The organism is Kitasatospora sp. Ki12, assembly GCF_054601375.1.
The window spans coordinates 1,776,512-1,790,550 of sequence record NZ_BAAIHT010000003.1 but is presented as its reverse complement, the minus strand read 5'-3'; the positions used below and the strand labels follow the sequence as shown (position 1 = coordinate 1,790,550).

General features: G+C 74.0%; 12 protein-coding genes. 4 read left to right on the top strand and 8 right to left on the bottom strand.

Annotated features, from left to right (window positions below; translation table 11 throughout):
* Positions 1 to 4: 4 nt before the first annotated feature.
* The 7 genes from ACYP53_RS38440 to ACYP53_RS38410 all read right to left on the bottom strand — a co-directional run bounded on the left by ACYP53_RS38440 (position 5) and on the right by ACYP53_RS38410 (position 7,915).
* Entirely contained in the window at positions 5 to 760 is a 756-nt protein-coding gene (locus tag ACYP53_RS38440; RefSeq protein ID WP_459650796.1) for a hypothetical protein, read from the bottom strand.
* A gap of 159 nt (positions 761 to 919) precedes the next feature.
* Positions 920 to 2,053 (bottom strand): FAD-dependent monooxygenase, encoded by a 1,134-nt coding sequence (locus ACYP53_RS38435; protein ID WP_459650795.1) that lies wholly within the window; start codon positions 2,051 to 2,053, stop codon positions 920 to 922.
* Positions 2,054 to 2,119: 66 nt separating this feature from the next.
* A complete protein-coding gene (locus tag ACYP53_RS38430; RefSeq protein ID WP_189913957.1) occupies positions 2,120 to 2,749 on the bottom strand; it encodes a GTP-binding protein in 630 nt (209 codons plus the stop codon).
* A 2-nt stretch (positions 2,750 to 2,751) separates the two neighbouring features.
* Positions 2,752 to 3,273: a DUF742 domain-containing protein gene (locus ACYP53_RS38425; RefSeq protein ID WP_459650794.1), complete on the bottom strand. Its 522-nt coding sequence runs from the start codon at positions 3,271 to 3,273 to the stop codon at positions 2,752 to 2,754.
* 5 nt (positions 3,274 to 3,278) lie between these two features.
* Positions 3,279 to 3,725, bottom strand: a complete 447-nt coding sequence (locus ACYP53_RS38420) for a roadblock/LC7 domain-containing protein (protein WP_189913956.1) — start codon at positions 3,723 to 3,725, stop codon at positions 3,279 to 3,281.
* On the bottom strand, positions 3,722 to 6,730 hold the full coding sequence (locus tag ACYP53_RS38415; RefSeq protein WP_459650975.1) for a sensor histidine kinase: 3,009 nt from the start codon (positions 6,728 to 6,730) through the stop codon (positions 3,722 to 3,724). Before ACYP53_RS38415 ends, ACYP53_RS38420 begins: the two co-directional genes overlap by 4 nt.
* 501 nt (positions 6,731 to 7,231) lie before the next feature.
* Positions 7,232 to 7,915, bottom strand: coding sequence for a FadR/GntR family transcriptional regulator (locus ACYP53_RS38410; protein WP_459650793.1), 684 nt, complete (start codon positions 7,913 to 7,915; stop codon positions 7,232 to 7,234).
* A 180-nt stretch (positions 7,916 to 8,095) separates the two neighbouring features.
* Here ACYP53_RS38410 and ACYP53_RS38405 point away from each other — a divergent pair, with 180 nt between their 5' ends.
* From ACYP53_RS38405 to ACYP53_RS38390, 4 genes are all read left to right on the top strand, one after another.
* Positions 8,096 to 9,892, top strand: a complete 1,797-nt coding sequence (locus ACYP53_RS38405; RefSeq protein WP_459650792.1) for a 2-isopropylmalate synthase — start codon at positions 8,096 to 8,098, stop codon at positions 9,890 to 9,892.
* Between the two features lie 162 nt (positions 9,893 to 10,054).
* Complete coding sequence (locus tag ACYP53_RS38400; protein ID WP_189913953.1) at positions 10,055 to 10,630, top strand: YbaK/EbsC family protein; 576 nt, start codon at positions 10,055 to 10,057, stop codon at positions 10,628 to 10,630.
* A gap of 130 nt (positions 10,631 to 10,760) precedes the next feature.
* Entirely contained in the window at positions 10,761 to 12,536 is a 1,776-nt protein-coding gene (locus ACYP53_RS38395; RefSeq protein WP_459650791.1) for a serine/threonine-protein kinase, read from the top strand.
* A 55-nt stretch (positions 12,537 to 12,591) separates the two neighbouring features.
* Positions 12,592 to 13,077 carry a hypothetical protein gene (locus ACYP53_RS38390; RefSeq protein WP_459650790.1) on the top strand — a complete coding sequence of 162 codons (486 nt, stop codon included), beginning with the start codon at positions 12,592 to 12,594 and terminating at the stop codon, positions 13,075 to 13,077.
* A gap of 80 nt (positions 13,078 to 13,157) precedes the next feature.
* Here ACYP53_RS38390 and ACYP53_RS38385 read toward each other — a convergent pair whose 3' ends face one another.
* Complete coding sequence (locus tag ACYP53_RS38385) at positions 13,158 to 13,949, bottom strand: hypothetical protein (protein WP_459650789.1); 792 nt, start codon at positions 13,947 to 13,949, stop codon at positions 13,158 to 13,160.
* Between the last annotated feature and the right edge of the window lie 90 nt (positions 13,950 to 14,039).

Sequence of the window (14,039 nt, the reverse complement as noted above, 5' to 3'; positions counted from 1 at the left end):
ACGGCTACTGGCGGCTGAGCTTCGCGGCCATCACGGTGAGCGCATGTCGTGCGCGCGCTTCGGTCTGGGCCTCGGTCTGCCCTGTCTCGCCGATGGCGAAGGCAGTGAGGACCACCGGGCCCTTCGTGGCGACCAGATAGATGTAGGAGTTCAGGATGCCGTCGCCCCCCTCCTGCTGCCCCTGTTCGGCGTAGATCTGGTCGACGGCGCCGGTGAAGCCGTCGAAGGGAATCTCGTGGAGGCCCTTGTTGGGGACGTCTTGGTCCTGGACGTAGCTGGTCGGGCAGCGCTTGGTGTCCGCCCTGGCGGAGGTGAGGTAGTTCAGGGCGCCGGCAGGCGTGGTGAAGACGCTCACGGTCGTGCTACCGCTCGCAAGGTACTTCGTGGGATCGCCGGCGACCGGGAGGTTCACGTTCCGGGTCATCTGCCCGGTCAGGCTCGGCGGCGGGTCCACCAACTGGTACTTGCACGACGCGTCGAGCTTGTAATACACAGGCCTGGAGTCCTCTGCGTACTCATTGCTCTTGTAGCCGTCGCCCCAATCGGCCGGAGTGAGGGCCACCGCGGCGGCCAGCGCACTGCCGGGCCCCGGCTTGCTCGTGAAGGTGGAGGCGGCCGCCGCGGGTGTCGCAGGGGCCGTTGCCGTTGCGGTGGCGGCGGCCGGGGAAGGCGACGGCGAGGAGCTCGCCGTGGAGCTCGCCGTGGAGGCGCCGGAGGAACACGAGGTCAGCAGCAGTGCGGGCAGGAGGGCGCAGACCACCGCTCCCGCGCCTCGTCTGAGGGCAGTTCGAATCACAGGGGAGAACTAAACCACCATCAAGATCGCCAGTGCGGGCGGGGTGGTCATGAACCCCGGGCCCGTACGGACGACGTCCGTACGGGCCCGGGGGCTCAAGCCGTCACGCTCAGCCCGTCACGCTCAGTACGGCTGGACGAGGACGTGGGCGGCGCCGGGGATGCCGACCTTCAGGAGCTCGTCCTCCTCCGCCGTGGTCGGGGTGCCGGTCTCCTGCTTGAGGATCGCGCGGGACAGGGCCTGGACCCACATGGCGCGAGGGCGGCGGCGCTCCTCCCAGGCGGTGAGGGCGGCCGGGACGCCGTCCGCCGCGTCCAGGCTCTGCGCGAGGACCAGCGCGTCCTCGACGGCCATCGCGGCGCCCTGGGCCAGGTGCGGGGTGGAGGCGTGGGCGGCGTCGCCGGCCAGCACGATCCGGCCGACGTGCCAGGGCTGCTCGACGGTGACCTGGGAGATCCGCGAGTAGACCACGGAGGCCGGGTCGGTGACCTGGGCGAGCGCTTCGGCGATCGGGCCGCCGAAGCCGGCCAGCCGCTCGCGCAGCTGCTCGTGGGCGTGCTCCGGGTCCGGACGGAAGTCCTCGGCCTCGGCGAACACCGAGCCCAGGTACATCAGGTCCGTGCTGATCGGGGTGAGCAGTGCCTTCGCCTTGAGGTTGCCGGTGGACATCACCACGCCCCGCACCTCGGGCGAACGGGGCAGCGTCACCCGCCAGTTGGCGAAGCCGGTGTACTCGGGGGCGTACGCCTCGCCGTACAGGTGCCTGCGCAGCGGGGAGCCGATGCCGTCGAAGCCGACGACCAGGTCGTAGCGGCCGGTGTGCCCGTCGGTGAGGGTGACGTCGACGCCCTCGCCGTCGTCCGTGACGGAGGCGATGGTGGTGCCGAAGCGGACGGTGGCGCCGGCCTTGGCGGCCGCGTCGGCGAGGACGCGGGCGAGGGCGGGGCGCGGTATGCCGTTGGCGGCCGGGGCGTCGCCCATCCGCGGCTGCGGGATCGCGGCGAGGGTGGCGCCGGCCGGGTCGCAGACGGTCAGCACCTCCCACTCGAAGCCGTCGGCCAGGCAGTCGTCCAGGACGCCGATCTCCCGCATCACGTGCAGGGCGTTGGAGGGCTGGATGATGCCGACGCCGAGGGCCTCCAGCCGCTCGCGCAGCTCGGCGACGTCGACGTGGTGGCCGCGCCGGGCGAGGGCGGTGGCGAGGGTGAGGCCGCCGATGCCGCCGCCGTGGACGAGGACGCGCAGGGGTGTGGTCATGGTGGTGCTCCCAGGGAGATGCGGTTCAGCGGGTCAGCGGACGGGAGGGCCAGCGGGCAGCCGGGTTCAGCCGACCGGGGCGACGGAGGCGAGCTCCATCAGGTGGTCGACCAGGGCGAGCAGCAGGTCCCGCCCGAAGACGCGCTCGCGCACGTCGCCGAGCAGCATCGGCACCTGCGGGTCGAGGTCGAGCGCGGCCCGGATCTCGTCGGGGGTGCGGGTGTTGGTGTTGTGGAAGCAGTTGATCGCGACCACGAACGGGATGCCCCGGCTCTCGAAGAAGTCGATCGAGGCGAAGCTGCTCTCCAGCCGGCGGGTGTCGGCGATGACGATCCCGCCGAGCGCGCCGTTGACCAGGTCGTTCCACATGAACCAGAAACGTTCCTGCCCGGGCGTGCCGAACAGGTAGACGACCAGCTCCGGGCTGACGGTGATCCGGCCGAAGTCCAGGGCGACGGTGGTGGTGTCCTTCTGGTCGACACCGGACAGGTCGTCGACGCCGACACTGGCCCGGGTCAGGTACTCCTCGGTGCGCAGCGGGGTGACCTCGCTGACCGAGCCGACCAGGGTGGTCTTGCCGACGCCGAAACCGCCCGCGATCAGGATCTTCACGGCGGCCGGGGCTGCGGGGGCGGTGGGGGAGGTGGGGGAGGTGGCGGCGCCAGGGGCGCCGGTGGCGGCGTGGGGTGTTGCCATCTTCAGAGTCTCCGGAGTCCTTCGCGTACGGCCGTGAGCAGGCCGAGGTCCACGCCCCCGGCGGCGCGGGCCACCGACAGCGGCGCCCGGGCCCTCAGCAGGCCCTGGGCGACCAGGTCGCCCAGCAGGATCTTGGTGACCGAGACCGGGAGGTCCAGGCCGGCCGACACCTCGGCGACGGCCGCCGGGCGGCGGCAGCGTTCGAGGATCATGCGGTGCTCGGGCTGGAGGCCGCGGACACCGGCGCGGCTGCCCCGCGCCAAGGCCGCGGCGGCCTCCTCCTCGACCGTGGTGAGCACGGTGATAAGGGTGAGGTCGTCCCGCTCGGGGGCGGTCCGGCCGCGGGTGATCGTGTACGGGCGGACCATGCTGCCCGACTCGTCCTCCGCGTCCTCCTCCTCCAGCTCGCTCCAGTGCGGCACCGCGCCGCGGCGCCAGCGGTCGTCGCGGGTGTCGCGGTCGTCTCGGGTGCCGCGGGTGCTGTCCCGGCCGTCCCCCCGGGCGTCGTTCCCGTACGGGCCCACCCTGGTCAGCCCCGGTTCCGGGCGGCGAAGACGTCGAAGGAGGCGGGGGCGCTCTCGTTGCGGGCCGGGGTGGTCAGCTTCTGGCCGACCTGCTGCACCAGGGTGTGCATCGCCACCGACATCACCTCGGCGTCCACCTCCTGGGAGGCGACCACGGCCAGGTGGGTGCCCTGAGCGGCGGCGATGATGAACAGCCAGCACTCGGCGAGCTCCACGATCACCTGGTGCACCGGCCCGCCGTCGAAGAGCTGGCCGACCCCGCGGGCCAGGCTCTGCTGGCCGGTGGCGACGGCCGCCAGGCGCTCGGCGTCGGCCCGCTCGATGGTGCGGGAGTGACTGACCACCAGGCCGTCGTCGGAGAGCAGGACGGCGTTCATGGTCCCGGGCACCGAGTCGACGAGTCCGTCCAGCAGCCAGTCCAGGTCCTGGTGGGTGGCGATCGTACGGTTCATGACTCTTCATCCGTTCGTGTGATTCGGGAATCCGCGGCAGGCAGCTCGGCCCAGGGGGAGGGGCCGGGAGCGGGTGCGGGAGCCGGGGGACCGGCGGGCGTGGGGGGAACCGGCCTGATGAGGGCGTCGGGCAGCCGGTGCTCACCGCTGTCCTGGGCCCGGGCGGCGCGGGACTGGCGCTGGAAGGCGCCGATCGCCGCACCCGAACGCCGCACCGGGCGCTCGGGGCGCTGGAACGGGCCCGCAGGCGGCGCGGCACCCTCGGCCGACGGGGTGGCCCCGGCCGTCGGCTCGACCCACTGCGGGCGGGCCGGCGGCGGCACCCGCAGCTCGGCGGCCAGGCTGGCCTGCCGCACCCGCTGCGGCAGCGGCGGCTGACCGCCCTCGGCCGGGCTGTACGGCACCGAGGTCGGGTACTCCCGGCTGCCGCGCCGCTCGGCCAGCCGGTAGTGGTCGGCCGGGCGGTACTGCTCGTCCGCGTACGGGGCCTCGGCCTCGGTGACCCGGGCGTAGGCGATGTCCGGGTACGCCTGGGTCTCGTGGGCCTGCGCGGGCGCCTGCGTGGGCGCCGGCGTGAGAGCGGGCCCGGGCTCGGCGGGCGAGCTGTGCTCGATCGGCTGCTCGGGGGCCAAGGGGTGCTCGGGGGCGATCGGCTGCTCGGGCCGGTAGGCCTGCGCGAGGGGCTGTGCGGGCCGGACGGCCTGCTGCGCGGGGGGCGCCGGCACCGGCGGGTAGGCCTCCTGGACGGGCTCCGGCAGGTACGGGGGCTGGTGGGCCGGGGCCTGGGGTGCGGGGGCCTGGTGTGCCGGGGCCACGGGGGAGGGCGCCACGGGGGAGGGGGCTTCCGGCAGCTGTGCCACCGGCAGGGGCACCGGCGCCGCCAGCGGCCCGAAGCCGTCCTGGCCGAGTCCGCCCGGCCCGAAGGCCTCCACCGGCGCGACCGGCGGACCGGGCTGCACCTGGGCGGGCACCTCGTCGGAGGCGGAGCGCACCGTCCGGCGCGAGCGCCGCACCAGCGGGATGGGCTCGGCGGCCGTGGCGGGGGCGCCGTCCGGCAGTCCGGCGTCGCCGTCGATGACCAGCTCGTCCGGGACGAGCACGACCACCCGGGTGCCGCCGAAGGCCGACGGGCGGAACTCGATCCTCAGCCCGTGCAGCGAGGCGAGGCGGGCCACCACGTGGAAGCCGAGGCGGATGTCGTCGGCCCGGGCCAGCACGTCGGTGCGCGGCGGACGGCTCATCAGCTCGTTGGCCGCGTCGTACTGCTCCGGGTCCATGCCCAGACCGCGGTCCTCGATCTCGATCGCGAGGCCGCGGCCGACCATGGCCGCGCGGACCTCGACCGGGGTGGGCGGCTTGGAGAAGGTGGTGGCGTTCTCCATCAGCTCGGCGAGCACGTGCGCGACCGGGCCGACCGCCCGCTCGGACAGCCACGGGTGGCCCTCGACGTCGAGCATGATCCGGCGGTAGTCCTGCACCTCGCCCTGCGCGGCGCGCAGCACGTCCAGCAGCGGGACGGGCTTGCGCCAGCGCCGCTGCGGCTGCCCGCCGGCCATGATCACGAGGTTCTCCTCGTAGCGGCGCAGCCGGGCGGTCAGGTGGTCGAGGTCGAACAGGCCCTCCAGGACCTCCGGGTCCTCGTGCTTGCGCTCCAGCTCGTCCAGCTTGCGCAGCTGGCGGCCGATCAGCAGCTGGGTGCGGCGGGCGATGCGCTGCAGCAGCCGCTCGAAGCCGCGGTGCTGCTCGGCCTGGCCGACGGCGGCCTTCAGGGCGGAGGCGCGGGCCAGGTTGAGCGCCTGGCCGAGCCGGGCCAGCTCGTCGGTGCCGGTGCTCTTGCCGTCGGTGCCGGTGCCGGTGCCGCTGCCGCCCGTTCCGGTGCCGTCCGGGCCGGTGCCGTCCGCGCCCGCGGTGATGCTGCGGGTCTCGGCCTCCACGTCCACCTGCTCGCCGCGGCCGAGGCGCTCGACCACCTCGGGCAGGGTGCGCTGCATCTCCTCGGCCTGGGTGTGCAGTTCCTTGATGCGGCGGCGCAGCGAGCGGCTGAGCCGCCAGGAGGCGATGACCACCGCGACGACCGTGATCAGGCCGATGACGGTGGTCAGCACCACCCGGGTCAGCAGGTCCAGGATCGTGCCCTTGCCGACCTCGACGATGCCGCTGGTGCGGGTCTCGATCGCCTTGACCAGGGCCGGGTTGACCTGGTCGAGGGCCTGCCGCCACTGGTCCTGGGCGGCCGGCAGCCTGACGGTGCCGTTGGCCTCGGCGGCCGTGGGTCTGGTCAGCTGCTGCTCGACGGCGGCCTTGGTCTGCCAGGCCGGGCTGTTCATCAGGTCGTGCCAGGCGGCCGCCTCGCCGTCCGGGACGTAGGGGACGACCTGGACGGTGAGCAGGTGGTCCTGCGCGCCGACGGCCTGCTGGACGGCCTGGTAGTCGGCGGTGCTCAGCCGGCCGGTGGGCCAGCCGCGGGCCAGGAGGGCATCCTCGCGGGCGAGCATCTCCTTCGCCCAGAAGGCGTTGACCAGGGTCTTGGAGATCCAGGTGACCTCGCCGGTGTCCACGTGGCTGAGCGCGGTGAACAGCCGCAGGTCCACCGCGATCAGGTCGGTGTAGTAGGTGTAGACGGTCTGCTGGTCGACGGCGCCGCGGTCGACGGCGGCGCGCTGCTCGGCCAGCTTGCCCATGGCCTGGCGGGCCTCGGCGACGGCGGTGCGCACCTCCGCGGGCGCGCTGTCGGCGGTCTCGCCGGACAGGGTCTGGAACTGGCGCACCGCGTCGTCGGTCGACTGCCGCTGGCGGCGCAGCTGGTCGGCGTTGGCGCCGGGCCGGGCGAGCGCCTCGGCGCTGAGCCGGCGCTCCTCCTGGAGGTTGTAGTAGACGATGTTCGACGGCTGGCCGGCCTTCTGGGCCAGGAGGCCCTGGGCGGCCTGCCGCTGGAAGTCGAAGACGGTCTCGCCGCTGGTGACCGCCCAGAGGAGGACGAGGGCGAGGCTGGGGACGACGGCCAGGACGAGCAGCGCCGTCCGCAGGGACAGGCGTGGACGCCTGCGGGGGCCCTTCGGCGTCGGGGGCCGCCGATTCGCACGCGCGCGCAGAGCAGACTCCTAGGGACTGGCGGCCGGCCTACAAGGGGCGGGCCGTCCGGGCACGGGCTTTTTTGACGAAGCGATACTAGTCATACCGTGTGATTGGAGTGAAAGCCCGTTCGCTGCCTGAGCGGTGCTTGTGCACGCATTGATCACAAGGTCTTGGGATCGCCGACCGTGCGTATGCGGAGCAGGCTGCTTCAGACTTGCTTGACACAGTGTCAACGGTCCTCACGGCGCGTAGGTGGCCTCCGTGTGAAAACTGTGTGACGCCGTGCCGGGGGCCGGTCGAGACCCGCTCCACCAGGCTCAACGGGCCGGGCGCCGGTCCGCGTTCACGCGGTGCGGTGGTGCGGCGGTGCGTTCTTCGCGGGCGGCCTGTTCGGCGTGGTCGGCCCGGCGGTCCGTCAGTCCGTCAGTCCGTCAGTCCGCGAGGAGGCGGGAGCGGGTGGCCTCCAGCTCCGCGGCCAGCACCCGGCCGGCCGCCTCCGGGTCGCCGTCCTGGACGGCGCGGACCAGGGCGGCGTGCGAGTCGTAGCCCTGGTTCGGGTCCTCGGCGCGGATGCCGAACAGGCCGACCAGGGCCACCAGCTGCTCCCGCAGGACCGGGGTGAACTGGGCGAAGAGGTCGTCCAGGACGGGGTTGTGGGCGGCGGCCACCAGGGCGGTGTGCAGGGCGATGTCGGCGTCCACGAAGGCGGCGTCATCGGCCCCGCCCGCCGCGTGGCGGGCCGCGAGGGCGGCGTCGAGGGCGGTCAGGTCCGCCGCCGTGCGACGGGTGGCGGCGAGCCGGGCGGCCTGCACCTCGACCATCGTCCGTACCTCGTAGACGTGCGCCAGCTCGGCGCGGCGCAGCCGGGCGGGCCAGTCCCCGGTGGGGCGGTCGGCGGTGACGAACACCCCGGAGCCCTGGCGGCTCTGCACCATCCCGGCCGCGGCGAGCGTGCGCAGCGCCTCCCGGACGGTGGAGCGGCCGACGCCCAGCTCCTTGGCCAGCGCCACCTCGCCCGGCAGCTTCCCGCCCACCGGCCACTGCCCGGCTCCGATCTGCTCCTCGATCCGCGCGGCGGCCTGTTCGGCGAGGGGGGAGGGACGGAGCGGGGTCATCGAGCTCACCTGTCAGGTTGTCTGAGGACTTCTGTCGTGGTTACTCTACCCGGCATGCAGCCGTGGATCCTCCCCGTGGGAGGCCTTCTTCTTGGTGGCCGCAGCGGGGCGTGACCGGACCGGCACCCCGCTGCGGGGCGCCGTCCTGCCGGTCACCGGTACGCGTCATGAGGAAGTCGCATGAACATCCCGACCCCGCACGCTCCGCACGCCACGCAGGCCGCGCAGACCCTGCCCGCTCCGCAGGCCACGCGGACCCTGCACGCCCCCGCCGGGCCCGTCCCGGCCGACGCCCCCGCCTGGAACCCGCAACGCGGCGGCACCATGCCCTCCCACCGCTACCGACCCGCCCACGAACGGGTCCACGTCCCCGCGCTGATCCGGCGCTGGCCCGGGCGGCGCACCGAACGGGCCCCGCTGTGGGTGCCCGTCGACCTGCGGGACGGCAACCAGGCGCTCGCCGAACCCATGGACCCGGCACGCAAGCAGCGGATGTTCGACCTCTTCCTGGCCATGGGCTTCAAGGAGATCGAAGTCGGCTACCCCTCCGCCAGCCGCACCGACTTCGACTTCGTCCGCCGGCTCGCCACCACCCCCGGAGCCGTCCCCGAGGACGTCACCGTCGTCGTCTTCACCGCCGCCCGCGCCGACCTGATCGAGCGCACCTTCGAAGCCGTCGCCGGGCTGCCGCGCGTCGTCGTCCACCTCTACACCGCCACCGCGCCGCTCTGGCGCGACGTCGTCCTCGGCCGGGACCGGGCCCAGGTGCGGGCCCTGATCACCGAGGCCGCCACCCACATGGCCCGGCTCGGGGAGGGCCGGGACGGCCTGCGGTTCCAGTTCTCGCCCGAGGTGTTCAACCTGACCGAACCCGACTACGTCCTGGAGGTCTGCAACGGCCTCACCCGGCTGTGGGACGCCAGCCCCGACCGGCCCGTCATCCACAACCTGCCGGCCACCGTCGAGATCGCCACGCCCAACGTCTACGCCGACCAGATCGAGTACCTCGACCGGCACCTGGAACGGCGCGACGCGGTCATCCTCTCCGTCCACCCCCACAACGACCGGGGCACCGGCGTCGCCTGCGCCGAACTCGCGGTACTGGCCGGTGCCCAACGGGTCGAAGGCTGCCTGTTCGGCAACGGCGAACGCACCGGAAACGTCGACCTGGTCACTCTCGCGCTCAACCTGCACACCCAGGGCGTCGACCCGATGCTCGACCTGTCCGACATCGACGCCATCCGCCGCACCGTCGAACACTGCAACCGGCTGCCCGTCCACGAACGGCACCCCTACGCCGGGGACCTGGTGCACACCGCCTTCTCCGGCACCCACCAGGACGCCATCAAGAAGGGCTTCGCGCAGCACGCCAGGACCGCCGCCGAACTCGGCGTCCCGGAGCGGGAAGCCCCCTGGTCGGTGCCGTACCTGCCGATCGACCCGGCCGACCTCGGACGGGACTACGAGGCGGTGATCCGCGTCAACAGCCAGTCCGGCAAGGGCGGGATCGCCTACCTGCTGCAGGCCGGGGCGGGACTGGAACTGCCGAGGCGGCTGCAGATCGACTTCGCCCGGGTCGTGCAGGAGGCGACCGACGACAGCGGGCGGGAGGTGACGGGCGAGGAACTGTACGGACTGTTCCGGGCGGAGTACCTCGATGAGAGTTCCTCATGGGCCTGGCGGGTGGGTGACGACTGGGCCGAGGTCGAGGGCAAGCGGGGCACCGGCGCCGGACCGCTCGACGCGGTCGCGGACGCCGTCGGGGTGGAGATCCTCTCCTTCAGCGAGCACGCGATCGGCTCCGGGCCGGACGCGGTCGCCTACGTCGAGGCCCGGGTCGACGGCCGGGTGGTGTGGGGCGCCGGACGGGACGCCTCCGTCCTCACCGCGGGCGTCCGGGCGGTGCTCAGCGCGGCCGGCCGGGGCGGCGCCGGGGAGCGGGAGGGTATGAGGGGGACTCATGAGCCGCGGTCATGAGCAAGTCTCATGGGGGCGGGTCATGAGCAGGTCTCATGGGGGCGGGTCATGAGCAGGTCTCATGGCGGTAGGTCATGGAGCAGGTCTCATACCGGGCGTCATGAGCAAGTCTCATGCGGAAATGGCATGAGCGAGCCTCATGGGCGTAGGCATGATGAGCCGATGACCTCCTCCCCTTCTTCCTTTTCCTCCTCTCCTTCCTCGTCGTCCTCCCTCCCCGCCCGCAGCCTGGCGGTCGCCGAGGCGCTGGCGGCGGCCGGCGTGCCCGGTGAGATCGTCGTCCTGCCCGACTCCGCCCGTACCGCGGCCGAGGCGGCGACGGCCCTCGGCTGTGCGGTCGGGGCCATCGCCAACAGCCTGGTCTTCCTCTGCGACGGGGAGCCGCTGCTGGTGATGACCAGCGGCGCCCACCGGGTCGACACCGGCTACCTGGCCGAGCGGCTGGGCACCGGCCCGATCACCCGGGCCGCCGCCGACCGGGTCCGCGAGGCCACCGGCCAGGCCATCGGCGGCGTCGCCCCGACCGGGCACCCGGCCCCGCTGCGTACGGTCGTCGACACCGCGCTGCGGCAGTACGAGGTGCTGTGGGCGGCCGCCGGGCACCCGCACACCGTCGTGCCGATGACGTACGACGAACTGCTGCGGGTCACGGCGGGCACGCCGAGCCCCGTCGAGCCGGACGGGACGGGTGAGCCGGGGTCGGACGGGGTGGACGGCGCCGACTCGACGGGTCCCTGACACCTCTTCCCAGCAGGGGAGTTGGCCGCGGTCGGCAGTCTTTCCGGCCCGTGATCGTCTTCGACCCCCGCCGCGCTCCCCGGACCGGTAGCGTCAGCTCCGACCTACCGACCCCCGAGGGAGCGCGGCCATGCAGCCACTGGGTCCTGACGACCCGAGACACCTGGGCGACTACCGGCTGCTGCGGCAGCTCGGGGCGGGCGGAATGGGCCAGGTCTACCTGGGCCGGACCCCGGGCGGGCGGACCGTGGCCGTGAAGACCGTCCGCCCCGAACTGGCCCGGGACGAAACGTTCCGGGCCAGGTTCCGCCACGAGGTCGCCGCCGCCCGCCGGGTCGGCGGGGCCTGGACGGCGCCCGTCCTGGACGCCGACACCGAGGGCCCGCAGCCCTGGGTCGCCACCGGCTACGTCGCCGGGCCCTCGCTCTCCTCCGCCGTCCACCAGCACGGGCCGCTCCCCGGGGCGACCGTCCGCCTGCTCGGCGTCGGGCTCGCCGAGGCGCTCGCCCACGTCCACGGGCTGGGCCTGGTGCACCGCGACGTCAAACCGTCCAACGTGCTGCTCACCCTCGACGGCCCCCGGCTGATCGACTTCGGCATCGCCCGCGCCCTCGACGCCACCACCAAGCTCACCCAGACCGGCCACGTCATCGGCTCGCCCGGCTACATGTCCCCCGAACAGGCTCAGGGCCGGCCGGCCGGACCCGCCGGCGACGTGTTCTCGCTCGGTGCCGTCCTCGCGCTCTCCGCCACCGGGCGCCAGCCGTTCGGCGAAGGCGTCGGCAGCGCGGTCCTGATCTACCGGGTCCTGCACGAGCAGCCCGACCTCGCGGCGCTCGACCAGCCCCTGCGCGCCGTCATCCTCGGCTGCCTGGCCAAGGACCCGGCCGCCCGGCCCACCCCGGAGCAGCTGCGCTCACAGCTCGACCCGGACGGCACGGCGGGCGCCCGGCTCGGCCGCAGCAGCTGGCTGTCCGCGGAACTGTCGGCGGCGGTCGGCCGGGCGGCGGTCCAGCTGCTCGACCTGGAGTCGGACGCGCCGGCCCCTGCCGCGGCCCCGCCCGCACCGGTCGCGCCGCCGATACCGACCGCCGCCCCGATACCCGCCGCCCCGATACCCACCTCCCCGTCCATCCCCGCCCCGGCCACCCCCGCCCCGACCGGCCGCTACCAGCCGTCCGTCACCGCCCCCGTCCCGCCCGGGCCCGCGCACTCGCAGCCCGTCCCGTACGGCTACCCCGTGCGGTCCGGCCCCGTAGCCCCCGCCGGGCCCACGGCCGTGCCCACCGCCCCGACCGCTCGGCGCGGGCGTGGCCTCCGACTGGCGGCGCTGGTGGCCGCCGGGGTCGTCGCGGTGACGCTCGCGGGCTACGGGATCGTCAGACTGGGGAACGGCGACAGCGACGGCTCCTCCTCGGCGGGCGGCGGTTCGTCGGCGAGCACCACGACCAACCCGCCCGTCGCGGGGGCGCCCGCGGCCGGCACGACACCCCCGGCGGCCCCGCCCGAGACCGGCGATCCGACCACCCCGTCCCCGGAGCCGTCCGACCGCTCGATGCCGCCCAGCGTCGTCCCGCCCGCCTTCCTCGGCACCTGGGAGGCCGAGCACGCGGGCGCCGACGGCAAGGGGAAGCTCTCGGTGCTGGTGGGCGAGAGCTGGATCGGCTACACCTTCGCCGCCCAGGTCCGGCTGACCGGATCCGGCGGCGGGTACTGCTCCGGGGCCTGGACCCTCACCACCGTCACCAAGACCCAACTGCGCTACACCTCACGGCTGACCGACAGCAACAACATGCAGTGCGGCAGCAACGGCGAGCGGATCCTCGACCTCCAGCCGGACGGCAACCTCCGCTACTCGGTCGCCGGCGGCAACGCCACGCCGCTGGTACTGCACAAGGTGAGCTGAGCCCGGACCGGTCCCCGCGGGCGGTCCAGGGGCCGGGCCACGGCATACTGCAGCGATGCTGTTGACGTACATCGCCGAGCTCGCCGACGAACCCCTGGCCCTGGAGCCGGACGACCACCCGGTGGAGTGGGAGACCAACACCTGGTGGCTGAGCGCCGAGGCCGAGGACCGGCGGGCGCTGACGGTCGACGAGGTGGTCGCCGCCTTCGAACGGACGGCTTCGCTGCTGCGGGCCCGGGTCGACGGCCTGGCGCACACCGGCCCGGCGACCTTCTACGTCTGGCACGACGAGCAGGCCGGTCAACTGCGCTGCTCCACCGGCTCAGTGGGCCCGCAGGGGCTGCCGTTCGGCGGCGCGTACGTGCCCGTCGACGACCTCGCGCCGATCGTCGCCGCCTTCCTGGCGGACGAGGAGCCCGGCGTGGTCAGGCTGACGGACGACGAATCGGACGACGAGACGGAGGAGGGGGCCGGCGACGAGCCGGTGCTCCAGTCCTTCCCGGTCTGGGTCCGAGCGGTGGGGACCGCCGACCACACGTGACGGCCCCGCGTGACGGCCCCGCGTGACGGCCCCGCGTGACGGCCCCCGCGTGACGGCCCCGCCCCGGGCAGGCCGCCGGCTCAGGCCGGGTAGACGAGCGAGCCCAGCGGCGGGCAGGGGACGACCAGGGTGGAGAGGCCCGGACGCTCGACGAACGCCCGTGCCGCGGCGGCCTGTTCGCGCCGGGTGTCCAGGACGTCGGCGTCCCAGGCGTCGCGCCGGGCGCCGGGGTAGTCCCAGGTGTCGTCGATGAGGCTGAGGCTGGTGTTGCCGGAGCTGCGGCTGACCTCCGCGTTCCAGGCGGCCTGGCGGAGTGCGGTCTGCACCGCGGCGACCTCGAGGCGGGAGGCCAGGATCCCTGGGGTGTTGGGCACCCGGGTCGGCAGCGGGGCCTGGGGGAGGAGGGATATGCCGGTGTCGCGGCGGCCGATGTTGTCGACGCTCGCCTGGGAGGCCTCCTGGGACATGATCACCACTTCCCGGTGCAGCCACTGGAGTTCGTCCAGGTCCGCCAGGGTGATCCGCATCCGCTGGTACAGCGCGCGGAAGCGGGGATCGCCGTGGTACGCCACCAGGGCCGGCGCGTGCAGTTCCAGGCAGTCGTTGTAGCCGGCCGTCACCGCGACGTCCAGGTGGTACAGCGCCTGGTCGACCTGCCGGTGCTTGAACGCCAGACCGGCGAGGCCGGAGTTCCCGAAGGCGACCAGCCAGCCGGCGTCGGAGCCGAGGACCAGGGCCCGCCCGATGAGGTCCTGGAAGCCCGCGACGAGGTGCGCGTCCTGCCCGGCGGCGCCCGCCGCCGCCGGACTGCTCAGGCTCGCCACCATCAGGTCGTGGGCACGGGAGGTGAGCGAGCTGACGGTGTCGACCATGGATGTCCTCGGAGCTCGGTGGAGAACGGGAGAGTGAGGGAGAGTACGGGCACGACGCTAACTCCTGTGGGGCGTCGGGCGGTAGGCGTC

Excerpts from the sequence above, each read along its gene's own strand:
- ACYP53_RS38395 (WP_459650791.1), top strand. The coding sequence starts at position 10,761 with ATGCAGCCACTGGGTCCTGACGACCCGAGACACCTGGGCGACTACCGG.
- ACYP53_RS38385 (WP_459650789.1), bottom strand. The coding sequence starts at position 13,949 with ATGGTCGACACCGTCAGCTCGCTCACCTCCCGTGCCCACGACCTGATG.
- ACYP53_RS38405 (WP_459650792.1), top strand. The coding sequence starts at position 8,096 with ATGAACATCCCGACCCCGCACGCTCCGCACGCCACGCAGGCCGCGCAG.
- ACYP53_RS38430 (WP_189913957.1), bottom strand. The coding sequence starts at position 2,749 with ATGGCAACACCCCACGCCGCCACCGGCGCCCCTGGCGCCGCCACCTCC.
- ACYP53_RS38390 (WP_459650790.1), top strand. The coding sequence starts at position 12,592 with ATGCTGTTGACGTACATCGCCGAGCTCGCCGACGAACCCCTGGCCCTG.
- ACYP53_RS38400 (WP_189913953.1), top strand. The coding sequence starts at position 10,055 with ATGACCTCCTCCCCTTCTTCCTTTTCCTCCTCTCCTTCCTCGTCGTCC.
- ACYP53_RS38410 (WP_459650793.1), bottom strand. The coding sequence starts at position 7,915 with ATGACCCCGCTCCGTCCCTCCCCCCTCGCCGAACAGGCCGCCGCGCGG.
- ACYP53_RS38435 (WP_459650795.1), bottom strand. The coding sequence starts at position 2,053 with ATGACCACACCCCTGCGCGTCCTCGTCCACGGCGGCGGCATCGGCGGC.
- ACYP53_RS38420 (WP_189913956.1), bottom strand. The coding sequence starts at position 3,725 with ATGAACCGTACGATCGCCACCCACCAGGACCTGGACTGGCTGCTGGAC.